This window comes from Actinophytocola sp. NPDC049390 (assembly GCF_044466355.1).
GTDB lineage: Bacteria > Actinomycetota > Actinomycetes > Mycobacteriales > Pseudonocardiaceae > Actinophytocola.
Genome location: NZ_JBITMQ010000007.1, coordinates 321,863 through 345,592, shown reverse-complemented (window position 1 = coordinate 345,592; position 23,730 = coordinate 321,863). Strand labels below are relative to the sequence as shown.

Annotated in this window: 23 protein-coding genes; 14 read left to right on the top strand and 9 right to left on the bottom strand. The window is 69.7% G+C overall.

What is annotated here, in order from left to right:
• Positions 1-62 precede the first annotated feature (62 nt).
• The 6 genes from ACIBVP_RS22075 (at position 63) to ACIBVP_RS22050 (ending at position 9,335) form a co-directional block, all read left to right on the top strand.
• Positions 63-3,176, top strand: coding sequence for a lantibiotic dehydratase (locus ACIBVP_RS22075; RefSeq protein WP_396108087.1), 3,114 nt, complete (start codon positions 63-65; stop codon positions 3,174-3,176).
• On the top strand, positions 3,173-4,420 hold the full coding sequence (locus ACIBVP_RS22070; RefSeq protein ID WP_396108086.1) for a lanthionine synthetase C family protein: 1,248 nt from the start codon (positions 3,173-3,175) through the stop codon (positions 4,418-4,420). Before ACIBVP_RS22075 ends, ACIBVP_RS22070 begins: the two co-directional genes overlap by 4 nt.
• A 29-nt stretch (positions 4,421-4,449) precedes the next feature.
• Entirely contained in the window at positions 4,450-6,573 is a 2,124-nt protein-coding gene (gene fxlM, locus ACIBVP_RS22065; protein ID WP_396108085.1) for a methyltransferase, FxLD system, read from the top strand.
• A gap of 5 nt (positions 6,574-6,578) precedes the next feature.
• On the top strand, positions 6,579-7,703 hold the full coding sequence (locus ACIBVP_RS22060) for a hypothetical protein (RefSeq protein ID WP_396108084.1): 1,125 nt from the start codon (positions 6,579-6,581) through the stop codon (positions 7,701-7,703).
• Positions 7,704-7,825: 122 nt separating this feature from the next.
• Positions 7,826-8,419 carry a methyltransferase domain-containing protein gene (locus ACIBVP_RS22055; protein WP_396108083.1) on the top strand — a complete coding sequence of 198 codons (594 nt, stop codon included), beginning with the start codon at positions 7,826-7,828 and terminating at the stop codon, positions 8,417-8,419.
• 556 nt (positions 8,420-8,975) lie between these two features.
• On the top strand, positions 8,976-9,335 hold the full coding sequence (locus ACIBVP_RS22050; protein ID WP_396108082.1) for a cadmium resistance transporter: 360 nt from the start codon (positions 8,976-8,978) through the stop codon (positions 9,333-9,335).
• A 244-nt stretch (positions 9,336-9,579) separates the two neighbouring features.
• Here the strand turns inward: ACIBVP_RS22050 and merB (ACIBVP_RS22045) are convergent, their stop codons facing one another.
• The 5 genes from merB (ACIBVP_RS22045) to merA form a co-directional block, all read right to left on the bottom strand.
• Positions 9,580-10,248, bottom strand: coding sequence for an organomercurial lyase (gene merB, locus ACIBVP_RS22045; RefSeq protein ID WP_396108081.1), 669 nt, complete (start codon positions 10,246-10,248; stop codon positions 9,580-9,582).
• Entirely contained in the window at positions 10,245-10,919 is a 675-nt protein-coding gene (locus tag ACIBVP_RS22040; protein ID WP_396108080.1) for an alkylmercury lyase family protein, read from the bottom strand. The genes merB (ACIBVP_RS22045) and ACIBVP_RS22040 overlap by 4 nt, the downstream gene beginning before the upstream one ends.
• A complete protein-coding gene (gene merB / locus ACIBVP_RS22035; RefSeq protein WP_396108079.1) occupies positions 10,919-11,599 on the bottom strand; it encodes an organomercurial lyase in 681 nt (226 codons plus the stop codon). Before merB (ACIBVP_RS22035) ends, ACIBVP_RS22040 begins: the two co-directional genes overlap by 1 nt.
• A 97-nt stretch (positions 11,600-11,696) precedes the next feature.
• Positions 11,697-12,110: a MerR family transcriptional regulator gene (locus ACIBVP_RS22030; RefSeq protein WP_396108078.1), complete on the bottom strand. Its 414-nt coding sequence runs from the start codon at positions 12,108-12,110 to the stop codon at positions 11,697-11,699.
• A gap of 42 nt (positions 12,111-12,152) precedes the next feature.
• A complete protein-coding gene (gene merA, locus ACIBVP_RS22025; protein WP_396108077.1) occupies positions 12,153-13,607 on the bottom strand; it encodes a mercury(II) reductase in 1,455 nt (484 codons plus the stop codon).
• Positions 13,608-13,739: 132 nt separating this feature from the next.
• Between merA and ACIBVP_RS22020 the strand changes: the two genes are divergently transcribed.
• Entirely contained in the window at positions 13,740-14,105 is a 366-nt protein-coding gene (locus ACIBVP_RS22020; protein WP_396108076.1) for an ArsR/SmtB family transcription factor, read from the top strand.
• Positions 14,106-14,222: 117 nt separating this feature from the next.
• Here ACIBVP_RS22020 and ACIBVP_RS22015 read toward each other — a convergent pair whose 3' ends face one another.
• The 4 genes from ACIBVP_RS22015 to ACIBVP_RS22000 all read right to left on the bottom strand — a co-directional run bounded on the left by ACIBVP_RS22015 (position 14,223) and on the right by ACIBVP_RS22000 (position 17,141).
• The gene (locus tag ACIBVP_RS22015; protein ID WP_396108075.1) at positions 14,223-14,522 is read right to left on the bottom strand and encodes a hypothetical protein; all 300 of its coding nucleotides are present in this window, start codon (positions 14,520-14,522) and stop codon (positions 14,223-14,225) included.
• Between the two features lie 231 nt (positions 14,523-14,753).
• Positions 14,754-15,497, bottom strand: coding sequence for a DinB family protein (locus tag ACIBVP_RS22010; protein WP_396108074.1), 744 nt, complete (start codon positions 15,495-15,497; stop codon positions 14,754-14,756).
• Positions 15,498-15,512: 15 nt separating this feature from the next.
• Complete coding sequence (locus ACIBVP_RS22005; protein ID WP_396108072.1) at positions 15,513-15,923, bottom strand: MerR family DNA-binding protein; 411 nt, start codon at positions 15,921-15,923, stop codon at positions 15,513-15,515.
• 183 nt (positions 15,924-16,106) lie between these two features.
• Positions 16,107-17,141 carry a GntR family transcriptional regulator gene (locus ACIBVP_RS22000; protein ID WP_396108071.1) on the bottom strand — a complete coding sequence of 345 codons (1,035 nt, stop codon included), beginning with the start codon at positions 17,139-17,141 and terminating at the stop codon, positions 16,107-16,109.
• 150 nt (positions 17,142-17,291) lie between these two features.
• Between ACIBVP_RS22000 and ACIBVP_RS21995 the strand changes: the two genes are divergently transcribed.
• The 7 genes from ACIBVP_RS21995 to ACIBVP_RS21965 all read left to right on the top strand — a co-directional run bounded on the left by ACIBVP_RS21995 (position 17,292) and on the right by ACIBVP_RS21965 (position 23,671).
• Positions 17,292-17,762, top strand: a complete 471-nt coding sequence (locus tag ACIBVP_RS21995) for a hypothetical protein (protein WP_396108070.1) — start codon at positions 17,292-17,294, stop codon at positions 17,760-17,762.
• Positions 17,763-17,793: 31 nt separating this feature from the next.
• A complete protein-coding gene (gene cpaM, locus ACIBVP_RS21990) occupies positions 17,794-18,468 on the top strand; it encodes a corrinoid protein-associated methyltransferase CpaM (RefSeq protein ID WP_396108069.1) in 675 nt (224 codons plus the stop codon).
• Positions 18,444-19,526, top strand: a complete 1,083-nt coding sequence (locus ACIBVP_RS21985; protein ID WP_396108068.1) for an HgcAB-like fusion protein — start codon at positions 18,444-18,446, stop codon at positions 19,524-19,526. Before cpaM ends, ACIBVP_RS21985 begins: the two co-directional genes overlap by 25 nt.
• Before the next feature lie 69 nt (positions 19,527-19,595).
• Positions 19,596-21,581: a heavy metal translocating P-type ATPase gene (locus tag ACIBVP_RS21980; RefSeq protein ID WP_396108067.1), complete on the top strand. Its 1,986-nt coding sequence runs from the start codon at positions 19,596-19,598 to the stop codon at positions 21,579-21,581.
• A gap of 49 nt (positions 21,582-21,630) precedes the next feature.
• A complete protein-coding gene (locus ACIBVP_RS21975) occupies positions 21,631-22,359 on the top strand; it encodes a DUF169 domain-containing protein (RefSeq protein ID WP_396108066.1) in 729 nt (242 codons plus the stop codon).
• 380 nt (positions 22,360-22,739) lie between these two features.
• The gene (locus ACIBVP_RS21970; protein WP_396108169.1) at positions 22,740-22,949 is read left to right on the top strand and encodes a helix-turn-helix domain-containing protein; all 210 of its coding nucleotides are present in this window, start codon (positions 22,740-22,742) and stop codon (positions 22,947-22,949) included.
• Positions 22,949-23,671: a Clp protease N-terminal domain-containing protein gene (locus tag ACIBVP_RS21965; protein ID WP_396108065.1), complete on the top strand. Its 723-nt coding sequence runs from the start codon at positions 22,949-22,951 to the stop codon at positions 23,669-23,671. Before ACIBVP_RS21970 ends, ACIBVP_RS21965 begins: the two co-directional genes overlap by 1 nt.
• Positions 23,672-23,730: the final 59 nt, after the last annotated feature.

Sequence of the window (23,730 nt, the reverse complement as noted above, 5' to 3'; positions counted from 1 at the left end):
CCCGCCCGCGGCCTTGCGGGCGGGCGTCCAGACTCCATCTGTCGCTTTCTGAAAGGTGCCCGGTGTCCACGGCCTTGCCCGATCGCGTCGGTTTCCGAGCCGCGGATTGCGTGTTGGTCCGAGCCGTTGCCCAGAGCGATCTCAAACTTCCGCCGTGGCCAGCGCTGACGGCTACCGGGGCTGACACTGTCACGGAGTGGGTGGATTGGCTGCGCCGGGTGTGGGAGGTCGAAGCTGCCCGCGATGCCATCGGCCTCGCCAGTCCCATCCTTGCTGACCGCATCCGCAACCTGTTTGGCGCAAGGGTTGCTGGCGAGCGTGACGTACGACGCGCGGTGTTGTCCGTGGTGCGCTACCTGGCGCGGCTGACTGGCCGTCCGACTCCCAACGGCCTGTTCGCAGGGGTCGCCGCCGGGCGGTTCGCCTCGGTTCCGTCCCGGCGTTCGGGCGATGATCACCAGGCGGTTGCCGGGGCTGACGCCGGATGGCTGGCCGAGGTCATCAGTCAGCTGGAAAGTCACCCCGCGGTCCTGGAGCGATTGCTCGTCGTCGCCAACACCACGTTGACGGTGCGAGGTGAGCGTCTTGTCGTGCCGTACCAGCCGACCACCAGCAACCGGGGCACCGGTGCTGTCGAAGTCGAGCTTCGATACACGGGCCCAGTACGCACGGCCGTGTGCGCTGCGCGCGAACCGATCCGCTTCGATGACTTGCGCGCGAAAGTCCAGACCGAGTTCCCATGTGGAGCTGCGGGCACGGTGACTGGCTTGCTCACCACGCTGGTCGCACACCGTGTTCTCGTCACCAACCTGCACGCACCGAGCACCGAGCCCGATGCACTGGGCCACCTGGCGCGCGAGCTGGTGGAGGTCGGCGAGGCTGCCGCCGAGCAGTGCGCGGCGCTGAACGACATCCACGACCTGTTGCGGCAGCATCAACACGGCTCTGCAGAAACGCGGCGCACGCTACGGGCCGACGCCGCCGCCTCCATGAGCCGCCTGGCTCCGTCGCGGCGGAACCCCGTCACAGTCGGCCTACGGCTGGACCTAGACATCGTGCTCCCCGAGCCGGTCGCCCGAGAAGCCGAACGCGCTGCGCTGCTGCTGGCACGCCTGACCTCCCGCCCCAGGGGCACCACAACCTGGGCGGACTACCACCGGCGCTTTTACCAGCGGTTCGGCACCGGCACACAGGTGCCGCTTCTGGAAGTCGTCGCGGACAGCGGGATCGGCTGGCCTGACGGCTACCCCGGCACCACCAGGACCGCTCCTCGCCCACAGCGGACGCCTCGTGACGAGCGGCTCCTGGCCGTCGCCCAAGCCGCCGCATTGGACGGGCACCGCGAAGTCGTTCTCGACGAGACGTTGATCGCCGAACTGGAGCAGGCGCCTGTGCGCTCGGTGCGGCTGCCCTCGCACCTCGAGCTGTGCGCACGCGTCGATTCCCCGAGCCTGCGGGCCTTGAAGGAGGGCAGGTTTCAGCTCGCGGTCACCTCGGTCTCACGGTCGGCCGGCGTCGTCATCGGCCGCTTCCTGCACGTGCTCGATCAGCAGGATCGCCGGACGTTGACAACGCCGCTGCTGACCTCGCCGGAACCGGAGGAGGTCCTTGCGGCCCAGTTGTCATTCCCACCGCTGGACCCCGCCACCGCGCACGTCAGCCGCAGCGTCCAGGTCCTGCCGACTGTCATCAGCCTCGCTGAACACCGCGACACTGCCTCGGCTGCGGTGCTCACGGCGGCGGACTTGGCGGTCAGTTGCGATAGTGACCGGCTGTATCTGACCGCACCCGGCCTCGGTGCGAGAGTCGAGGCATGGGGGATGCACGCGCTCAACCTGCGCAAGCACACGCCGCCGCTGGCCCGCTTCCTGATCGAGCTCACCCGCGCCCACTGCGCGGAGGTCACCGACTTCGACTGGGGCGCGGCGGCCACCCTGCCGTTCCTTCCCCGAGTGCGCTCCGGCCGCGTCGTGCTGTCCCCGGCCCTGTGGCGGCTGGCCGCTGCCGACCTCCCCGATCGGACCGCTGGCTGGGCGACCTGGGACGCCGCGCTGACCGACTGGCGCACCCGTCGGCGGCTCCCGGAGGCAGTGCTTCTGGTCGACGGTGACTGGCGGTTGCCGCTGGACCTCGCCGAGGAGGCGCACCGGGTGCTGCTACACGAGCACCTGACCACTAATCCGTATGCGGTGCTGGAGGAAGGCCCCGCCGAGGATGCCGCCGGGTGGCTCGACGGCCGGGCCCACGAGGTCGTCGTGCCCCTGGGCGCCCGCCAGCCGCAGGCCACGGCACGACCGCCGCGCCCGACACCTCGGCGGATTGTCCGGCCTGGTGAGCACGGCCTGCCGCCCGGTGCGTCACCGCTGCTGTTCGCCAAGCTCTACGGCGACCGGCAACGCCAGAACGCCGTGCTCGGCGCGCATCTGCCCGCGCTGCTGGCGGAGTGGGGCGAGGACCAGCCGCGGTGGTGGTTCCTGCGGTTCTGCGAGGGCGACGAGCACTACCTGCGCCTGCGTATCGCGCTGCCCAGCTCCGAACCCGCGGTGTTCGGCGAGGCCGCCGGCCGGGTCAGCGCCTGGACCGACCGGCTCCGCCGTCTGGGCTTGCTGCGCGAGGTGGCCTTTGCGACCTCCTACCCGGAGACCGGCCGCTGGGGCTCGGGAGCGGCGTTGACCGCCGCCGAGGCCGTCTTCACCGCGGACGCCCGCGCCGTGGTCACCCAGCTCGTCCAGCCGATGCGTCCTCACCATCACGCCCTGGCCGCGGCGAACTTCGCCGCCATCGCGATCGCTTTTACCGGAGGGACCGAGGCCGGGATGCGGTGGCTGATCGACCATGTCCCGGCCAAGCCGCCGGCCGTCGTGCCTCGGCCAGTGTTCACCGAGGCACGGCGCCTGGCCGACCCCAGCGAGAACTTCCGCGCCCTGCGCGGCGAACCAGGCGGGGAAGCGATCGTCGTGACGTGGGCCGACCGAGCCGAGGCCCTGGCCGCCTACCGCGCGCACCTGTCCGGGGCCGACGCCGAGGGCATTGACCCGGACGCAGTCTTGGGGTCGTTGCTGCACACCCATTTCCTGCGGGCGTGTGGCATCGAGCCCGAGGACAAGGCGGTGTGCCTTTACTTGGCCCGGACCGCGGCCCTGACCTTCGCTGCCCGCGCGGGAGGACCTCGATGAACGCCGACCTCGCCTCGGACACTGCGGTCGAGTTCGCGGTGGAGATCGCCGACCGCCTCGCCCGGCCCGACGCCGCCGACTTGCCCACTGATCAGCCGTGGTGGCACCAGTCGCTGGCCCACGGGGCTCCTGGTGTCGCGTTGCTGCACATCGAGCTGGCGGCGGCCGGGGTGCGGCCGTTCGACCGCGCCCACGAGTGGCTGACCGTCGTCGTCGGCAAGCCGGTCACCGCAGGGGCGAGCACCGGCGGGTTCTACGGCGCGCCGGCCGTGGCCCGCGCCCTCGCGGGCGCCGCCACGGTCCGCCCCGGCACGTATCGATCCGCGCTCGCGCCTTTGGCCCGGCAGATCGCCGCCGATGCCCATGCCCGCGTCGACACCGCGCACACGCGCATGGACGCCGGGATGTTGCCGCTGATGGTCGAGTTCGACACGATCCGCGGCCTCGCCGGTCTCGGCGCGTACCTGCTGCACCACGATGCCGGTGGCACCGCCCTACGGGCTGTGCTGGGTGCCCTGGTGCGCCTCACCCAACCGGTGATGATCGAGGGAGAGGAGCTGCCGGGGTGGTGGACCCTGACCGGTCCCACCGGTCGCGTGGAGGACGAGTTCCCCGGCGGCCACGGCAACTTCGGCCTCGCGCACGGCATCAGCGGGCCGTTGGCGCTGCTGGCCCAGGCCCTGCGCAGGGGCGTCATTGTGGACGGGCAGCGCGAGGCGGTCGAGGCGATCTGCGCGTGCCTGGATTCCTGGCGCATCGACACCCCCGGCGGGCATCGCTGGCCCTACATGATCACCAGGGACGAGGCGCGATCGAGACCAGCGCACGTGCGGCACAGCGGAGCCGACCGCCGCCCGAGCTGGTGCTACGGAACAGCCGGTATCGCCCGCGCCCTGCACCTCGCCGCCCTGGCCCTCGGCGACGCTCCTCACGGCCAGATCGCCGAAGACGCCCTGATCAGCGCGGTGACCGACCCGGCCCAGGATGCGTTGGTCAGTGACACCTCGCTGTGCCACGGCTACGCCGGACTCGCCCGCATCACCGCCCGCGCCGCCACCGACACGACCGGACCCGCCGCGACCCGGCTCCACGCGCTAGCCACCGACCTGCTCCACCGCGGCCGCACCCAGCCCGTCCCTGACGGTCCCGGCGTGCTGGAGGGCGCCGCCGGGGTCGGCTTGGCCGCCCTCGCCGCGGTGACCGAGCCCGCGACGGGCTGGGACACCTGCCTGCTGATCACCTGACCTGACCACCGAGAGGAGACCCTGCGCTGATGCCGCCGGACAGCCGCTGGCACCACTATCTGGTCGAGTTCGCCGACCCGCCCACTGCCGAGCACACCGCCGCGACCTTGCTGGCGCCCGCCCTCGACCAGGCCCAGCAGGACGGCGAACTGGACACGTGGTGGCACCTGCGCAAGACGCCCGCCTGGCGGCTGCGCTACCAGCCGGTCAACCCCGACACGACCGTGGTCGACACGCTGCTGGCCGAGCTGGAAGCCGACGGACAGGTCGTCCGCTGGACCCGCGGCATCTACGAACCCGAGACCCTCGCCTTCGGCGGCCCCGCCGGGATGGACATCGCGCACACGCTGTTCCACCACGACAGCCGCCACTGCCTCGCTCGCGCCACGGCACCAGCGGCCTTGGGGCAGCGGGAGGCCACAGTCCTGCTGTTCAGCGCGATGTTGCGCGCCGCCGGGCTGGACTGGTTCGAGCAGGGCGACGTCTGGGCCAAGGTCGCTGCACTCCGGCCCGCCGCCCATGTCGATCACATGGACTCGCAGCGCACCGAGCGGTTGCGCCAGGCCGTGCGGCGGCTGATGACCACCAACACGCACAGGATCACCGACGTGGCGCCTGACCAGGTGCCCGAGACGTGGTGGGCGGCGTTCGACACCGCCGGACGTCAACTCGCCGACCTCGCCCGCGACGGACACCTGGAGCGGGGCCTGCGCGCGGTCCTGGCGCACCACTTCATCTTCCACGCCAACCGCGCCGGACTCTCCGGACCCGATCAGGCCACGCTCGCCGCGCTGGCCGTCGACACCGTCTTCCACGCCAACTCCCAGGGCACGCCTACCCGGCAGGCACCAGCCGGGACCACCACCGCCGACACCGTTAGGGTTCCCGCAATGACGACTACTGTGAGTGACGCCTCCACCGACTCGGCCGACGAGCTGCGCGCCCAGCTCGCCGACCGTCTGGTCAAGGACGGCACCGTCCGCACTGACGCGGTCGAGGCCGCGTTCCGGCAGGTGCCGCGCCACCTGTTCCTCCCCGGCCTTCCCCTGGCCGAGGCGTACGCCGACGACCCCGTCTACACCAAGCACGAGGGCGACGGCACCCGCATCAGCGCCGCGTCCCAGCCCAAGATCGTCGCCATGATGCTCGAACAGCTCGGCATCCAGCCCGGCGAGCGGCTGCTCGAACTCGGCGCGGCCACCGGCTACAACGCCGCCCTGATGGCCACCCTCACCGGCCCGACCGGACGCGTCACCACGATCGACATCGACGAGGACCTCGTCGCCGGTGCCCGCGAGCACCTCGCCGCCGCCAGCATCAGCAACGTCGATGCGGTCGCCGCCGACGGCGCGCTCGGCCACCCGGAGACCGCGCCCTTCGACCGCGTCATCGCCACCGTCGGTGCCTACGAAGTCCCGGCTGCCTGGCTCGATCAGCTCGCACCCGGTGGACGGCTGGTGGCTCCGGTGCGCCTGCGCGGGTGCGCCTCGCGCAGCATCGTCTTCGAACGCGACCAGCACGGCTGGACCAGCCTGAGCAGTGAGATGGCGATCTTCATGCCTCTGCGGGGCCTCGGCGACGACGCCCGCCGCGTCCTCGACCTCACCGGCGCCGGCCTCAACCCCGGCGACGTGACGCTGCAGACCCACAAGGACAACAACCACGCCACCAACCCGGACACCCTCGCCGGAGTCTTCGACACCCCCGCCCGCGAGGTGTGGACCGGCGTGCACTTCGTCCCGAGGGAGTCCTTCGAGTGGCTGGACCTCTGGCTGGCCTGCCACCTGCCCAACCCCCTCATGCGCATGGAGGTCGCCCCCGCCGCGAAGGACAGCGGCCTGGTGCGACCGATGTTCCCCACGGTGGCGATGGCCACCACCGCCGCCGACGGCAGCCTCGCCTACCTCACCATCCGCCCGGCCGAACCCGGCCCGGACGGTGGCCGACGCTACGAGGTCGGCGTCATCGGCCACGGCGCCAGCGGTCAGCAACTCGCCGAGCAGGTCGCAAGCGAGATCACGACCTGGGACAAGGGCTTCCGCTCGTCCACGATCCGCTTCGCCATCCCGGACACCCCGCCCCAGCCGGACACCAACCCCGGCCGCGTGGTCCTGGACCGCCCCACCAAGCCCATGACCGTCACCTGGGAGTAACCGTCATGGACCCCACCGGCCCGTTCGCCCGCCGCTTCCCCCTCGTCGCCCGAACCCGCCCGTCCTGCCTCCCGCTGGCCCGGCGGGTGGCCGAACTGTGCGACCGCGCCCGCGAGGCCGCACACTCCGGCGACATCACCGAGGCAGCCGCGGTGCACAACCAAGCCGCGCTCATCGCCTCCGACTGCGGCCTGCCCGACCTGGCCCGGCAGTGGTGCCACCAGCAGGTGAACATCTACCTGCGCGCCCGCCCCTTGGGCGCGCAGGTAGCCCGCCTCGCCCTCGAACCGATCACCAACCTGGCCCGCCTCTACATCCGCGAGGGCCAAGGCGAGCGTGCCTTCGCGCTGATGGACACCCTGTTCAAGGCGGTCTCGTCCCGCACCGATGCCGACGTCGATGGCATCGAGATCCCGGCTGACCTCACCGACTCGGTCGAGACGCACCAGCAGATCCGCAGCTGGCTGTGGGCGGTTCTGCTGGCCACCGGTGGCCGCGCTCTCGCTGCCGCCGGACGCTGGACGGAGGCACGCGCCCGGCTGGCAGGCTACAAGGGCATCGGGCACCGGATGCTCGACGGCCGCCAAGTCGCGGTCATCGCCCACGCCGTATCCGGCGACACCGACAGCGCCCTCGCCCTCCTGGCCGACACCACACCAGGAGAACCGTGGGAGAACGCCGTGACCGCGTGCCTGACCATCCAGTGCCACGGCGCCTCGGGTAGCGCTGACCTGACTGCGCTCCTGGACCAGTACCACGGCCTCGACACCTCGACGCCCGGCTTGGCCGTCTTCCACACACGGCTCGGGTTGTCCTTCATCGACGCCATCAGCACCACCGACGCACCAGCCACGCACCAGATCGCCGCTGATCTGATCGACTCCGCCACCGCTACCCGAGACGGATACGTCGCCCGTGACGTGCTCGCCCACAATGGCTGCCGCGAATTGCTCACAGACTCCCAAGTACGTGAACTCTCCGACCTTGTCGAAGTGTGCGCGCTTGGCAGCGGCACGCTCCCGGCCACACTGCTGGCAGATCTCACGACAGCACTAGCCGGGGCCGAGGAGGTCATGGCACGCAGCGTGAAAGCGATGTCCTGCAACGTCCACGCTCCGGCAAACTCGTAGTGGCTGGAACATATCGAAACCGTTGCACCACAATGGGTTTACTTCTTCCATCAGAGAAACAGCCCTGCGTCGACCACTAGCTGCGACTCGTCAACCCAACGACCGTTGATACGAAGGAAACGATGTACACCACCACTACGTCGCCGGAAGCGCTGCGTGCGGCAATGGTCGAGAGAATCCGGCAGGCCGAACACGCACAACGCAGCGAGGTCGAGCGGGTTCTGCGCGATACACCGCGGCACGAGTTCGTGCCGGACGCCGACCTAGCAGTCGCCTACGACCCGTGGCAAGCGGTTGTCACCCACCGATTCGACGACGGCAGGTCGTTGTCCTGCGCCACGGCGCCGTGGCTGGTCGCAACGATGCTCGACCAACTCGACGTCCAACCGGGCAACCGCATCCTGGAAATCGGCGCCGGCACCGGATACAACGCCGCACTCCTCGCCCGACTGACCGGCCGCGCGGACCTGGTGACCTCGATCGACATCGACCCAGACGTCACCGCGCGAGCCGAGCGGGCGCTGGCCGCCACCGGCTACGGCGACGTGCACGTGATCACCGGCGACGGCGGACTCGGCTACCCCGACCACGCCCCGTACGACCGCATGATCGCCACCGTCTCACCGTGGGACATCCCCGCCGCATGGTGGCAGCAGCTCGCTCCCGGCGGGCGGCTTGTCGTCCCGGCGCGCTTCCCTGTCAAGTCTGCGTGTTGAGATCCCTGGGTCGAGCGGATCCGTCTGGTCGGCGACAAGGTGACCACATAGTCCGCTCCAGACGGCGGGTTCCAGTGGATGCTGTCGTGCCACTCACCACACGGACGGAGCCTTGTGATCCGGGTGCTTATCGCAGACGACGAGTGGATGGTCCGTGCCGTGCTGCGCACCATCCTGGAGTTCGCCGCCGACATCACCGTTGCCGGCGAGGCGGCCGATTCATCGCCTGCCCGGTCTTCTTCTTGTCCGCCGCGAGCCACGGCATGACCACAATGGACGCCCGAGTCGGCCGGTTCTTCCCCGGCCTCGGCCAGACCCGCCACACGGCGCGGTGATCAGCGGCAGTCCTCGAATCGTTGCGGCTGTGACTGATCACCTGTGGTCGTTCGGTCGTCGCCTGTCCGTAAAGTCGCTGCGGACGGCGGGCGAGGGGAAGGACCGGGGTGGATCTGGGGCTCATCGGCCAGGCGGTGGGGATGTTCGCGGCCATCAATGTCGACGACATCGTCATCTTGGCGCTGTTCTTCGGTCAGACCGGGGGCGCCGGGGCGTCGCCGTGTGGGTCGTGGTCGGACAGTATCTCGGATTCGCCGCGCTCCTGGCCGTCTCGATGGTCGGCGCGCTCGGTGCCGGGTTGCTGCCCGCCGCGTTGATCCCCTACCTCGGGGTGCTGCCATTGGTGCTCGGCGTCCGCGCGGCCTGGCGTGCCTGGCGCGAACGCCGCGACACACTCGACGACGAGGCAGTCGCAGCTACGGGCAACGGCCCGGCCGTGTTCACAGTCGCCGCAGTGACATTGGCCAACGGTGGCGACAACATCGGTGTCTACGTGCCGGTCTTCACCACCGCCGGGACCGGCGGGCTGATCGGCGTCGGCCTGCTGATCCTTATCGAAGGCAACGCCTTCGGCCTCTGACCGCGACTGACAGCTGGCGTGGTCGGACCGGCCATTGAGCCCACGACCCCGCTGATGAACCGCGTGGGAGTAGCCAACGATGTCGTGGTCGTTGGCCAGGTGGGCCCATACGTCCGTGACCGAGACCGCCGGGTTCTTATCGTGAGCGGCGAGTCCGGGGTTCGCCGCTGTCCCGTCCTTGACGATCCAGGGTCGCGATTGGTGCCTCAAGGCTCATCCGTACTCAAGAACCGGCGCGGTTGGATTAGTGGATGAGTGGCCGCAGGGTGTCGTGGAGGTAGGTGTACCAGGATCGTTCGAACATCTCCTCGACGGTGAAGACGCGGCTTCCGGGGTGGGTGGCCAGTGTCGGCTCAGCTGCCTCGGCGGAGGCGAAGAACGGCTGATGGGTACAGACGTGGGTGTTGACGTGTTCGAAGGTCTTACCGATGACGTGCTTTATCTGCTCGACCGGGAGCAGCAGGGTGACCGTCTCCGGTGGATCCACGCGCTGGTATCCGTGGGGGATGTAGTCGATGTGGATCGGCGTCTTGGTGGTGGCACAGATGTCCTCGACTCGGAAGGGCACGTCGAGCACCGCCGCGAAGGCGAACAGGTCAGGGGCGCAGCCGCTACTCATCGCGATCTCGCGGTCGCCGACATGGATTGTCCGGCGTGTCCGGTCCCCGGGGTAGGGGTCGGTCCAGTGGATCAGCCCGTGCTCGATGCGCGCCGTGGTGTTCTCCCGCACCAGCGCGATTGTCTGGTCCGGCGACCGGTTGAGAATGCGGGCCAGTCGGTCGAGCGGAGCGGGGTGTTCCCCGAGCCTGGTCAGTCCGCCCAGGGCGATGATGGCCAACGCGGCTGGGGTCTGCTTGATTGCCTCCAGCCAGCCTCGGTCGAACTCCTCGAGGCCGATCGACGGTGTACTCATCGCCCTATGTCCTCTCCGGCAGGTTGGTCGAGTGGTCGTATGAGGGCGCCGAACTCGGCGATACCGCAGGTGAGTGCCTGGGCCTGGTCCAGCACGACGCCGGTGACCTCGGGGTGGCGGGTGGCCCAGTCGTGGGCGGCGTCGGCGGTGGTGTAGAAGTTGATGTGGCCGCAGGTGCGGTCCACCGAGGGGCAGCAGGCGCCTGCGGTGGTGCCGGCGAAGACCACTGCGGTGGTGGGGTGCCAGCGTGCGGTGTTGTGGTCGACCTGGACGGTCACCTCGTGGTTGGTGTCGGGTTCGGTGCTGGTGACGGTGACCGGGACGCTGAGCATGGCCGAGATCCCCAGGGCGTCGATCGCGCACATCGCGTGCACGCCGGTCCCGCCGTCCCAGGTGACGCGGTGGCGGGTCGGCGTGGGCGAGAACGGGTACGCGGCGCGGATCTCACCCTGTTCGTCGACCGCGAGCACGTCCCGCGTGGTCAGTTCGGACAGGGCCGCGGCGGGATCGACGCCGTGGTCGCGGGCCATCCGTTCCAGGTCCGCGCGTGGCGGCGCGTGACCGGTATCGATGAAGACGGTCAGCACCCATCGGTGTAGTTGCCGGGCTGGTGGGGTGAGCGCGGCGGTGGCACGGGCCTTGTCCAGGGCCGGCTCCAGAATCTCGGCCATCACGCTACCCCCGGTTCGTAGCGCAGCAGCGCGGCGGCCATCTCCCGGGCCACCACGTACCCGTCCTCAATGGACATGACGACGATGTCGGTGCCGTGGTTGTCGCGGCCGGCGGCCCACTGCTTGGCGTGTGCCCGGTGGGGGAAGAAGAGGTTGTGGTGGCAGAACGTGCCCCAGATCGCGGCCGTGCTGCTGAGGTCGACCTGGTCGCTACTGGGCACTCGCTGAGTGACCACGGCCTCGACCGGGGTGACGGCGGTGACGCCGGACGGGCCGGCCTGCAGGCGCACAACCTCCCCTGAGTCGGGCGGCGTGGATTCGATGGTGATCGGCTGGCGGAGTATGTGGGCGAAGATCAGGGTGTCCATGCCGCACCAGGCCCACATCCGCTTCCCGTTGATGGTCATCTGGTGGGCGGTGGGGTTGTGGGTGATCCCAAGTCCGACGATGGCGCCCGCGTTGTCGCGTTCGGTCCACGTGTCGAGCAGGGCGTCGACGCGTGTCCGGTCGATCCCCAGCTCGGCGGTCGCGTTCAGGGCGTGCTCGCGGCTGACCGGCTGTCCTTCGACGAGCAGGTGGAACATTCTGATCAGCAGGCGTGCTTGGTCGTGGCCGAGGTCGAGGGCGCCGCCTGGCTTGGTCAGCTCCGCGATCGCGTGTCTGGGGGATGTGCTGGTCACGGTCATACCTCCCGCGGCGTTCAGCCACAGTGGTCGGTGTGGTTGAGGTGGTTGGGGTGTTCGGCCGTGACCGTATGGTCTGCCCCCGGGGTGAGGGTCAAGCGCTGGCGGTGCACCTCGGATCGCCCGCCCAGCACGCGCCACTCTGGCCGGCGAGGTCCGGCTGGTGGGTGGCTTCGAACTCGTCGATGCGGTGCAGTGTCTGCTGCAGCTCGGCGATCTTGGTGGTGAGCCGAGCGCGTGAGTCGCGGAGCAGGTCGGCGAGGCGGGGGCCGATAGGCGCTTCCACGTGGGTGAGTTCGCGGATCTCGGCGACGGTCAGCCCGAGTCCCCGCAACTGCCCGATCAGTCCGACGCACCAGAGGGCGTCGGTGTCGAACAACCGGTAGTTCGTGGCGCTGCGGCCGACGGTGTAGATCAGGCCCCAGTCGGTGTACTGGCGCAGGGTCTTGATCGGCACGCCGGTCCGTCGGGACAGTTCTCCGACCGTCATCAGCCTGGTGCTCGTCATGGCTTCATACCTGGTGTCGTACCGGGTGGTGTCGTGCAGGGGTTAGGCGGCGCAGCAGGACAGTTTGGACACGTCGCGGGTGAAGGTCTGGGCGGCGAGTTTGATGCCCTCGGCCATGGTCAGGTACGGGCACCACAGGTCGGCCATCTGCTGCACGGTCATGTCGTTGGCCAGCGCGTACACGGCGGTCGCGATCACCTCGCCCGCGCCCTCGGCGAGCACGTGCGCGCCGAGCAGCCTGCCGGTGCCGTGTTCGGCGACGAGTTTGATCACGCCGCGGGTGTCCCGGTTGACCACCGCGCGGGGCACGTACTCCAGCGGCAGCACCCGGCACTCGCAGGCGTAGCCCTGCTCGACCGCCTGGGCGTCGGTGAGGCCGGCCGAGGCGATCTGCGGGCTGGTGAAGGTCACCCTGGGCAGGTGGTGGTAGTCCAGCGTCCGGCCGACCCCACCATCGACACCGCCACCATCGACACCGCCACCATCGCTGTCGTCGAAGGCGTTGTCGGCGACCAGGGTGCCGTGCGCGGCGGCGACGTAGACGAACTGCGGGTGGCCGGTGACATCCCCGGTGGCCCAGATCCGGGGGTGGTCGGTGCGCAGGTGCTCGTCGACCACGATCTCGCCGCGGGGGCCGGTCTTGACGCCGACCGCGTCCAGGTTCAGGCCGTCGGTGACCGGGCGGCGACCGGTGGCCACCAGCAGCCGCTCCGCGGACAGCGTCCGCCGCTGGCCTTCGCTGTCGGTCAGCGTGGCCATGACCTGCCCGTTCGGTTCGCTGCGGAGGCTGTTGATCGTGGTGTGGGTGTGCACGGTGATGCCGTCGTCGGTGAAGATCCGTTCGATCCCGGCGGAAATCTCCGGTTCCTCGGCTGAGGCCAGGCGCGACCGGGCCACGACCGTCACCTCGGCCCCGAGGTGGGCGAACAACTGGGCCTGTTCCAGCCCGACATATCCGGCGCCGAGCACCAGCAGTGAGGTGGGCAGCGTGTCGAGGTCCATCGCGGTGGTCGAGGTGAGGTAGTCGACCTGGTCCAGGCCGTCGATCGGCGGCGCCCACGGTGTCGACCCGGTCGCGATCAGGTAGTGCTCGGCCTCGACACGGATCGTGCTGCCCTCGGTGTGCGCGACCTCCAGCACGGGACCGTCGCGGAAGGACGCGTGGCCGGGCATGATCTCCCAGCCGTACTCGGCGGCCAGGTCCACGTACTTCGCGGCGCGCATGCCCTCGATCAGCTCACGCTTGCCGCCGACCAAAGTTGTTGCGTCCACCGGCTCGGCGCCGGTGCGGATGCCGGGGAAGCGCTGCTCCAGCGCGATGTGGCGGGCCTGGGCGGCGGCCAGCAACGCCTTCGAGGGCACGCATCCGGTGTTCACACACGTCCCACCGACGGTGTCCCGGTCGATCATCACCACGGTCTTGCCCTTGCGTCGTGCCGCGATCGCCGCGGCGAACGCCCCGCCACCGGAACCGATCACCGCCAGGTCGTACCGCATCGCTGATCCTCTCCACCCCGTCGACTTTCACCTCGGCCGCCGGACGTATTCGCCTCACCAGATATGGGCGATGGTAACCTTATATCCGTTCATCCGCATACGTTGCATACCTGGTGTGAGGGGGACGAGGTTATGGCTGCGTTATCCGAGCCGGCGGCGGCGCTGCTGCCCACCGAGCCCAACGGGGTGGAGGTGGTGGCCAAGTTCTTCCGCGCGCTGGGCGACCCGGTGCGGCTGCGACTGCTGGAGTTCCTCCTGCACGAGGAGCACACCGTCACCGAGTGCGTCGCCCACGTCGGGCTCTCGCAGGGACGCGTCTCCGCGCATCTGGCGTGCCTGTCGGACTGCGGCTACGTCCAGGTGCGCCGTCAAGGCCGCTTCGCCCACTATCGGGTTCCCGACCCGCGGGTGGCCGATCTGGTGCTGCTGGCCCGGTCCCTGGCCGCCGACAACGCCGCAGCGTTGGCCGCCTGCATGCGCATCACCCCGAGCACCTGACTCCGGCGAACGGCAAGTGCACGACGCCGCCGCCCCTCACCGTGCCGCTGATCGAATCCCGGCAGCACGGCCGCCGTTGCCGTTCACCGCGAGGCGTTCCGCGGCGGGTGTTCGCCGCTAGGGAAGGTGGCGGTCGATGCGGCGCAGTAGCGCCCCCAGCACGCCTCGTTCATGCCAGCCCTTGCGGATGACGGCGGCGCGGACGGCCTGGACGGCGGCTCGCGCCCGCGCGGCCGGCGTGGGGTGGTGTTCGTCGTAGCGGGCGAGGGCGCGGCGCTGTAACCAGCGAGCGCAGGCCAGGCACACACCGACCTCCGGGTGCTGGCCCAAGCGAACCAACTCCGCCTCCGGGTACAGCGAACCACAGCACCAACACCCCATCCGCGACGCGGTCTCCTGCTCGGGCTGGACGGTCATCGGGCACCTCCACGCACATGATCGACACCGAAAGGCGCCGACCGACATGGTCGACGAGAACACCCTCGCCAACCGCACGGCAGTATCCCGCTCCCAACGCCCGATGGTGTCACCTGGATCCCAATGACGTGGGGCCACCAACTGGCGGCGCCCACGGCATGTCGGCAACAGGGCGGCGATGGCCCGCCCTCCGCACGGCGACGAGATCATGCTCGCCCGCGCGGATGGAGGTCACTCCTCGATGTCGAGGGTGAGCTGGCGGCGGTGGAAATCGAAGTGCTGGGTGGGGAAGCGATACAGGTCGGCGAGGGTCATGAAGTCCTGGAAGAAGGGATCCCATCGGGTCGGGTAGTGCATGCCGCGAGTGAGCTCGGTGTCGGTCTCACCGTCGAGCCTGCGGTGCAATGCCGCGATCACCCGATCGAACAGGACCGCCATCCGGCGGCGGCTCAGGACGGTGCCAGCCAAGGCGGAGCCGAGGTAGTTCACGGCGTCGAACGGTGTGGTCGCCGCGTTGAGCAGCCGCGCGTAGGAACGGCTGGCACCGGTGGGCAGCCGGTCGAACAGACGCGTCAGCCTCATGAGTGCCCGCATGATCAGGTAGCCCAGCAGCATGTGGAACAGCAGTTGCTTGTTGGTCCAGCGGGTGCCGTTCGACCGCCGACGCAGATCCGCCTCACTCGCCCCGTCGAGAAGCCGATGAAAGCTCGCCCGAGCCCGTTCCATGTCGTGGTGAACTGCTTGTTTGTCCACCTCAGCAGTGTCCGCCTGCACCGCGACCTTGACCAGGTGCCGTGACAGCGTCGAAGGTCTCGACGGTCTGGATGGCGTCGGTGCCGTGATGGATCGATGGTGGCGGCGACCACCCGGCAGGCCCGCCGGGAGAGCACGGCACAACAGTCCGGGGCCGGTGATCGAACAGTCCGAGTAGTGCGCGGAGCGGACGCCGTCTTCGCCGGCGGTGGCGGCCGGCACGGGCGGACAACACGGTCACCGTGGGGCGCCGGGATCGTGGGGATCTCCGGAGATGGCGTGTAGCAGAGACCGGTCGTGGTGGCGGCGGGACGGAGCGGCGGTCACGTCCCGTAATGCGTTGCGCAGGCGGTCCAGGTCGGCGATTTTGGTGTCGAGGTCGGCGATGTGGCTCTCGGCGAGGGCTCGAGTGGCCTCACCGGAGTCCACGCCGCCCTCGGCCAGGTGGAGAAGTTCGCGGATCTGCTCGAGGGAGAACCCCAGCCCTTGGGCGCGTTTGATGAACCGGACCACCGCGACGGCCTCGGCGGGGTAGTCGCGGTAGCTGGCCGGGGACCGGACAGGCTCGGTCAGCAGCCCGCGGCGTTCGTAGTAGCGCAGCGTCTGCGCGTTCACCCCGGCGTGTTCTGCCAGCTCGTGGGTTCGCATGCGCCGAGTATCGACCCGGTACCCGGCTACCGGGTCAAGCCTTTCCGTCGCGCCACGTTCCTGGTGCGCCTGGTTGATGCGGCTGCGGTTGCAGCTCGGCGGTCCTGGTCGCGGACCCGCCGACGGCATACTCGTCTGGCTATTCCGGTGCCCTCGCCGTCGGTGTTCGCTGGGGTGAGCAGGTCAGGTGTCCGGGGTGTTGGCGGCCAGGTAGTCGGTGTAGCTGCGCAGAGTGGCCAGCGTTTCCTCACTGATCAGCCGGGAGTAGGCGATGACCGGTGTGTCGCCGGCCAGGGTGGCGACGACGTCGACCGAGCCCTGGGAGGCGATGATGACCTCGCTGTCGGCGAGGATCTGCGCGAGCCGCTGGTCGTGGACATGGGCGAGCAGTGGGTCGACGGCGAAGGTGATGCCGGCCCGGTGCAGTGCCGCGGCCATGTACTCGGGCCCGTTGGGTTCGGTGCAGATGATGGCGACCTGCTTGCCGGCGGACTCGTCGGCGATCCGGCGCAGCGAGTTCAGCGTCGGGCCGACGCCCGCCGCGACCACGGGCAGGTTGGCGTCGGCGAGGAGGGGGCGGACCTGTTCCAGGCAGTAGAACGCCACCAGTGCGCAGTCGAACCCGGCCAGCCGGACGCGTAGCTCGTCCGGATCGGCGGCTTGCAGGTCGGCGACCAGGAAGGCGTCGACCAGGCTGCCGGGGAGAGCGCGGCGAATGGTGGCGCACACGAAGTCCAACTCGCCGCGGTATTCGTCGATCACCACGATCCGGCTGGCCGGGGCGGCGTCCTCCTGGGCACTGGTGTGGTAGGCCAGCTCGGCGAACTCGCGGGCGCTGAACCCGGCCAGGCGGGCCTGACGGAACGCGTCCCGTACGAGGTCGCGCAAAGTTTGCGCGGGCGGCGGCGCGGTGGTGGTGGGGTCGCCCGCGACGAGGGTGCCGCCGCCGGCCCGGGTGATCACGTGGCCGTCGTTCTCCAACTGCCGGTAGGCCTGGGCGACGGTGTTGCGGTTGATGCCGAGGAACTCGGCGAGCTGGCGCACGGTCGGCAGCCGCTGTCCCGCACGCAGGTCACCGACCGCGATCGCGTTGACGATCTGGTCGCGGATCTGGGTGCCCAACGGGACCCCGATCTTGCGGCTGACCGCGATGTTGACCTCTGCCACCTCGCCCCATCTCCTCCCGGCGACGACCCGCCCGGCTCCGTTGTCACGCAATTGTCATGATCGTACACACGGTCGGATCGCTCTGACGTGGGCGAATCTCACCCAACGATGACAAATTGTCCCATTGTCATCCATTGACATAGGACAAGTTCCGTCTTTAGTGTCGCCCTGATAGCTCGATTGGTCACTGGAGGTGAACGCATGGCGGAACGTGCGGTGCGTGCGGACAGCTGTTGCGGCGGGCAGGCCACCGACACCGGGTCCGGCGGTGAGTCCGGCACGGGGTTCGAGGACCGGGCGGCGTTGGGTGGTCGACGCCGGCTGCTGGTGCGTCGGGTGCTGTTGGGCGCGTCCGCGCTGTTCGCTCTCTCCGCGGTGGCCGTGACCATCGCGGGACTTGCCCCCTGGGTGGCTGACCGATTGGCCTGGGCCGCCTCGATCTGGGTCGCGGGGCTGGTGCTGGGCTGGGTCCGGCAGGTCCTTGCCCAGCGGCGGCTGGACTGGCGGCTGGCCGTGGTCATGGCGGCGGTGGTCGTCGGGGTGCTGTGGCAACCGCTGGTCGCCGCGCTGGTGGCGGTGGCGTTGCTGGCCGAGCAGGTCCTGCGCAGTCCCTGGGCCGAGACGCGGACCGCTAGTTCGGTGCCGTCTCACCTTGCCGGCCAGGCCGGCTGACGGGCGGGGCGTCGTGTCGTCGTTTGTGTTCATGAAGCTGCTGGAAACCCAAGCCTCCCGCTACGACCTGGGCATGCGGATGCTGTCCATCGGCCGCATCCAGCGGCTCTACGCCGAGGTCGCCGCGCACGTGCCCGAGCAGGGGGACATCCTCGACGTCGGATGTGGCACCGGCGGAGTGACCGCCGCACTGCTCACCGAGGGGCTCACGGAGGGCCGGCAGGTCACCGGTGTCGACCGGTCTCCGCAGATGCTCGCCGTCGCCGAGACCAAACTCGCCGAACCCGTCGCCGCCGGGCGGCTGCGGCTGCGGCAGGTCCCCATCACCGGACTGGAGCGCGAGTTCCCGGCCGAGTCGTTCGACGCGGTGGTGTGTTGCCTGGTGCTCAGCGAGCTGTCCGCCACCGAGGAGTCCTACGCCCTGGACGTGTTCTGCCGGCTGCTGCGCCCCGGCGGGACGCTGGTGCTCGCCGACGAGGTCACCCCGGACTCTCCCGTGCGGCGGTGGCTGTATCGGGTGGGGCGGTGGCCGATGGCGGCGCTGACCTATGTGGTCACCCAGACCGGCACGCACGCCACCCGCGAGCTGGACCGCAAACTCACCGACCGCGGCCTGGAGACGGTGCGGGTCGCCCACCGGCAGGGCCAGTCGTTCCAGATCGTGACGGGAAGGAAGCCGGCATGGCGGCTCCAGCCACAACCCTGACCCCCTCACCGGCCACCGGCCGCGGGGTGGTGCGCGGCGCGGCCCAGCTGATCTTCCGATCGTTCCCGTTCCCCACCGAACCCGGCCTGCGGGTCTTCGGTAATCCGGACCGTTCCTCCCCGGTGTTCGTCACCTGCAACTTCGACCACACCGTGCGCATGGTCGCCCAGGTGCTGGAGCGCATGGGCCTGGACTGCTACCTGCTGGTCGCCCCGACCGGCGGGGTCAACGTCTGGTGCGCGTCGGCGGGCGGGCATTTCGGGGTGGACGAGATCGAGGCGGCGATCAAACTCTCCGGCATCGACCAGTTGGTGGACCACCACCGGCTGGTGCTGCCCCGGCTCACCGCCCCCGGCGTCGACCCGAAACAGGTCCGCAGCCGCACCGGGTGGCGGGTGGTGTTCGGGCCGATCGACATCGACGAACTCCCGACCTGGCTGGACGAGAGCTTCCCCCGGCTGGTCGCCGACGTGGTCACCTTCCCGGTGCGCCGCCGGATCGAGATGGGCATCGGCGCCGGGCTGTGGCCGGCCGGGTTGCTGGGCATCCCGGCCGCGCTGATCGCCGGCTGGCAGGCCGGACTGCTCACCATCGGCCTGGCCTACCTGATGTCGGTGCTGTTCGCGCTGGCCTACCCCCGGCTCCCGCTCGCCCCCGGCCTGCCACAAGCGCTGCCACTGGGTGTGCTGCTCGGCGCGGCCGGTGCCACGACGGCGTGGGCCACCGGCGGCGGCGTGTTCGACACCGTGTTCTGGGGCATCACGCTCGCGTTGATGGGGGTGCTGATCGGGCTGGACTTCCCCAGCTGGTCACCCACCGACGTGTGCAAACAACAACTGCTGTGTTTCCTGTACCCGGCAACGCTCGCCCCACCGGGCTTTCTTCCGGTCGTCAACGAAGAAACCTGCATCGACGGCTGCGACATCTGCGTCAAGGTCTGCCCCAAAGGCGCGATGAGCATCCAAGACGACAACCACAAAGCCACACTGCTGGACCCAGCCGGATGCTTGAGCTGTTTCGCCTGCGTCCAGCAATGCCCGGTCGACGCCATCAGCTAACAGGCCATCAGCTCACACACCATCAGCTCACACGCCATGGCTGACAAACGCAGAGGACGTCTTTCTTCGATGAGCACCACCACCGACGCGACCACAAACCCACCCCCCAGCGGCGGGCTGTTCGGCGAGGCCGACCTCAGCCAGGAACGCCTGTTCCGCCGCAACCTCACCTTCTTCATCGCCGCCGCCGTGTGCATGCTCTCCGGCGCCGCAATCAACCTGTGGGTCGAGGCCGAACCATGGCCCACCATCGGCGTCGTGATCGGCCTCATCGGACTGACACTCGGCTATCCGATGTTCTGGATCGCGGTCAAAACCGTGCTCTTCGACCGCAATAAACTGACCACCGAGGTGTTCATCACCCTCGCCCTGATCGCCGTCGTGTATGAACAGGAATACTGGTACGCCTCCTGGGTCGTGTTCATCCTCTGGCTCGGCGAAACCCTCATGGCCTGGGCCGGGCGACACGCCCGCAACGCCGTTGAAGCCCTGCTGAAACTGATTCCCCGGCAGGCGCGGCTGCACACCCCGGACGGCCCGGCCATGGTCCCGGTCGAGCAGATCCAGGTCGGGCAGGTCGTCGTGATCCGCCCCGACGAACGCATCCCCGTCGACGGACAGATCGTGCAGGGCGAGACCAGCGTGGACGAGTCCATGCTCACCGGCGAAGCCGTCCCCGCCGACCACGGCGTCGGCGACACCGTGTTCGCCGGCACCGCCAACCTGCAAGGCACCATCCACGTCCGGGCCACCACCACCGTCGAGGACAACACGGTCGCGCACATCGTCGCCCTGATGCGCCAAGCCCAGAAGGCACACATCCCCGCCAAACGCACCGTCGACCTGTTCCTGCGCTGGTTCCTCCCCCTCGTACTCCTCGCGGCGGCGATCGCCGGGATCGCCACCGGGTCGATGGAGCGGGTCGCGGCGATCCTGCTGGTGATCACCCCATGCGCGTTCAGCGCCTCCACCCCGCTCGCCCTGATCGCCACCGTCGGTGCCGCCGCCCGCCGCGGTCTGGTCATCAAGGGCGGCGCGGCGATCGAGGCGTGCAGCCGCGCCAAGGTCGTGCTGCTGGACAAGACCGGCACCCTCACCGCCTCCACCCCGCAACTCGCCACGATCGACGCTTTCGCCGGCCACAGCGACCTCGAGGTGCTGCGGCTGGCCGCGATCGCCGAGAAACACTCCACCCACCCCCTGGCCCGCGCCGTCGGCGCCGCCGCCACCGACCACGACCTCGACATCGCAGAGCCGGACGATTTCGAGGTGGCCAGCGGGCACGGCATCCTTGCCACCCACGCCGGGCGTCGGCTCGCCGTCGGCAACGAACGCTTCCTCGATCGCAGCGCCATCACCATCCCCGACCCGGTCCGCGCCCGCGCGGCCGAGCGGGAAGCCGCCGGCCACACCCTGGCCTACGTGCTCTCCGACGGCGCGGTGATCGGGCTGCTCGGGTTCCTGGCCCAACCCCGCCACAGCGCCGCCGCCGTCATCACCGGACTCCGCAAACTCGGCGTGCGGCACATCGTGATGGTCACCGGCGACCGGTCCCGCCCCGCCCAAGCCGTCGCCACCCAACTCGGCATCGACTACCACGCCCAAGCCACCCCCGAAGCCAAGCTCACCGAGGTCCAACGGTGGAAGGACAAGGGCTACGTGGTGGCCATGGTCGGCGATGGCATCAACGACTCCACCGCGCTGGCCGCCGCCGACGCCGGGATCGCGATGGTCGGCGCCGGCGCGGAAGTCGCCGCGCTGGCTGCGGACATCGTGGTGCACGGCGACCACCTCTCCCGCGTGTTGACCGTGGCCCGGTTGTGCCGACGCGGGATCCGCACCATCCAGCTCAACATCTTCTTCGCCACTATCTACAACATCGTCGGCCTCATCCTCGCCCTGCTCGGCCTCATCTCACCCGGCGCCGCGGTCCTCTTCCACGCCGCCAGCTTCATCTCCGTCGTGCTCAACTCCGCCACCGTCCTGCTCTACCGCCCCAAAGACGTCAGCGACGCCCCACCCACCCGATCCCGCGAACTCGTGCCCACCACCTGAACGCCGTCCCCACCACAGAAGGACACAGAAGGAAAGGCTGACCCGCACCATGAGCAACCCGACCGCAGCCCAGCGGCTCACCGCGGCGCTCGCGCTGGACCTGCCACCCGTCGCGCTGACCTTCACCGACACCCCACCCGACGGGGTCGCCGGCCCCGCGCACGAGGTCACCTCGGCGTGCGCGTTCTGGCGGATGGCCGAACAGGGCGTCTTCTACGCCCCCGCCGACGCCCACAACAACTGCCCGATCGGCGCGATGGTCATGGGCTTCCCCCTCACCGACGCCCTCCAGACCCAACTCGGGGAACTGGTCACCTCCATGTGCGAGTGCACCTACCTCAACCCCGAGGAAGGCGACAAGATCCCCGGCGTCCAACCCTCCGCCGCCGGCATCCTCTACGGCCCGCTCGCCGACCTGCCCACCCCACCCCAGGTCGTGCTGTTCTGGCTCACCCCCCGCCAAGCCATGATCTACAACGAAGCCGCCGGCACCGCCAGCTGGGCCCAACCCAACATCCTGTCCACCGGCCGCCCCGCCTGCGCCGCCCTACCCAGCGCCATCTCCAGCGGCAACCCCACCGTCTCCTGGGGCTGCATGGGCATGCGCACCTTCACCGAGATCGCCGACGACCGACTCCTCGCCGCCGTCCCCGGCCCCCGCCTCGACTCCTTCCTCGACGACCTCGACCGCGTCGTCGCCGCCAACCAGACCATGAAGGACTTCTACGAAGGCAAGAAAGCCGCCCTCACCGCCGCCCTCACCGTCCCCACCTCCTGAGAACCATCTCGCCGGGCCGGCGGAACCAGGCCCCCGTTCCGCCGGCCCTCCAAAGCTGCCGCCTATCCGTGGCGTCCTGGTCCGCTACCCACCCAGGTCACCCAGGAAGCGAGCGATAGCGGGTACGCCGGGTCCGCAACGCCCTGCCCGCCGACGTACTCGACCACCTGCTCGCTGTCGTGCGGGGGCTGCGACGTCACCGGCCCGTTTGTCCTCGGTCTCGACCTCATGCTGGGCAGCCTGGACCGTCCACAGGACGCCGATGGCCCACCGCCTCGCTGAGCCCGGGAACCCCCTCATCGTCAAGGTAGTTTGACGATTGCGTGTCGTCAAACTAGCTTGACGATGTGGGTGTGGACGTTGAGGAGAGCAGGCGGCTCATGGACGCGGCGACAAGCAACGACCCAGAGGTAGGGCTGACCGCGGTGGTGGCGTTGCGGCAGCTGGTGGAGATCCTGGAGGAACTTCAGGTCGACAACGCTCGCGCCCAGGGCTGGTCCTTGCGCGACATCGCGCGTCGGCTGGGCGTGACCAAGCAGGCCGTGCACTACAAATACGGGTCGCGGTTGCGCGGTAAGGAGCCGGACTGATGTGGGAGCGGCTGTTCCGGCTGGTCCGTGCCGCGACCGGCGATGACGGCACCGGGGGCATGTGGCATCGGCTGTCCCCCGACGGTCGGGAAGTGATCCGGCTCGCCTTCGTGGAGTCCCGCGAGTTCGGCCACCCGTGCCTGGCCGACGAACACCTGCTCCTGGGGCTGCTGCGGCACGGCACCAGCCCGGCCGCGACATTGCTGCGCAGTCGCGGACTGGACCTGGTGGCGGCTCGTGCCGAACTCGAGCGGCTGGACCCGACGTTGGGGCCACAGGTTTCTCCGGCTGGCGCGTTGCGCACTGTCGTCGGCATCGATATCGCGGAGGTGCGGCAACGCCTGGAGGCGACGTTCGGCGCACAAGCGCTGGTCAGGGCTGAGCGGCGGGTGCGACGCCGGCCGCGGTGGCGGGGCGGGCATCCACGCCCCAACCCGTTGTGTGTCTACCTGCTGTCCAAACGCTCCTGGGAGATCGCGGCGCGATTCGCCCACCGCCACGGCGACGCCGCGGTGACCCCGGAACATCTGCTCTACGGCGCTGTGTGCAATGCCCGCGACCCGCTCGGTACCCAGCTGTCCCGACGCACCCGTCGGGAACTGGCCGTGCTCGGCTGGACGCCACACCGACCCAACCCGCTGCGACTCCTGCTGGAAGCACGCGGCATCGACCTCACCGGACTGGCCGCCGCACTCGACAGGTCGGGAGACCGGCTCCACTGAACCTCGCACCTGGACTCCCACGACGGTTCAGCCACGAAGGCCGGGCGGACGAGCCAGAT

What these genes read in the sequence shown, in the direction of transcription:
- ACIBVP_RS22005 (WP_396108072.1), bottom strand. Translation starts at nt 15,923, where the DNA reads ATGCGAACCCACGAGCTGGCAGAACACGCCGGGGTGAACGCGCAGACG.
- ACIBVP_RS22060 (WP_396108084.1), top strand. Translation starts at nt 6,579, where the DNA reads ATGGACCCCACCGGCCCGTTCGCCCGCCGCTTCCCCCTCGTCGCCCGA.
- merB (WP_396108081.1), bottom strand. Translation starts at nt 10,248, where the DNA reads ATGAGTACACCGTCGATCGGCCTCGAGGAGTTCGACCGAGGCTGGCTG.
- fxlM (WP_396108085.1), top strand. Translation starts at nt 4,450, where the DNA reads ATGCCGCCGGACAGCCGCTGGCACCACTATCTGGTCGAGTTCGCCGAC.
- ACIBVP_RS22070 (WP_396108086.1), top strand. Translation starts at nt 3,173, where the DNA reads ATGAACGCCGACCTCGCCTCGGACACTGCGGTCGAGTTCGCGGTGGAG.
- merA (WP_396108077.1), bottom strand. Translation starts at nt 13,607, where the DNA reads ATGCGGTACGACCTGGCGGTGATCGGTTCCGGTGGCGGGGCGTTCGCC.
- ACIBVP_RS21965 (WP_396108065.1), top strand. Translation starts at nt 22,949, where the DNA reads ATGTGGGAGCGGCTGTTCCGGCTGGTCCGTGCCGCGACCGGCGATGAC.
- cpaM (WP_396108069.1), top strand. Translation starts at nt 17,794, where the DNA reads ATGAAGCTGCTGGAAACCCAAGCCTCCCGCTACGACCTGGGCATGCGG.
- ACIBVP_RS21970 (WP_396108169.1), top strand. Translation starts at nt 22,740, where the DNA reads ATGGACGCGGCGACAAGCAACGACCCAGAGGTAGGGCTGACCGCGGTG.
- ACIBVP_RS21985 (WP_396108068.1), top strand. Translation starts at nt 18,444, where the DNA reads ATGGCGGCTCCAGCCACAACCCTGACCCCCTCACCGGCCACCGGCCGC.
- ACIBVP_RS22020 (WP_396108076.1), top strand. Translation starts at nt 13,740, where the DNA reads ATGGCTGCGTTATCCGAGCCGGCGGCGGCGCTGCTGCCCACCGAGCCC.
- ACIBVP_RS22015 (WP_396108075.1), bottom strand. Translation starts at nt 14,522, where the DNA reads ATGACCGTCCAGCCCGAGCAGGAGACCGCGTCGCGGATGGGGTGTTGG.
- ACIBVP_RS21995 (WP_396108070.1), top strand. Translation starts at nt 17,292, where the DNA reads ATGGCGGAACGTGCGGTGCGTGCGGACAGCTGTTGCGGCGGGCAGGCC.
- ACIBVP_RS21980 (WP_396108067.1), top strand. Translation starts at nt 19,596, where the DNA reads ATGAGCACCACCACCGACGCGACCACAAACCCACCCCCCAGCGGCGGG.
- ACIBVP_RS21975 (WP_396108066.1), top strand. Translation starts at nt 21,631, where the DNA reads ATGAGCAACCCGACCGCAGCCCAGCGGCTCACCGCGGCGCTCGCGCTG.
- ACIBVP_RS22055 (WP_396108083.1), top strand. Translation starts at nt 7,826, where the DNA reads ATGTACACCACCACTACGTCGCCGGAAGCGCTGCGTGCGGCAATGGTC.
- ACIBVP_RS22040 (WP_396108080.1), bottom strand. Translation starts at nt 10,919, where the DNA reads ATGGCCGAGATTCTGGAGCCGGCCCTGGACAAGGCCCGTGCCACCGCC.
- ACIBVP_RS22030 (WP_396108078.1), bottom strand. Translation starts at nt 12,110, where the DNA reads ATGACGAGCACCAGGCTGATGACGGTCGGAGAACTGTCCCGACGGACC.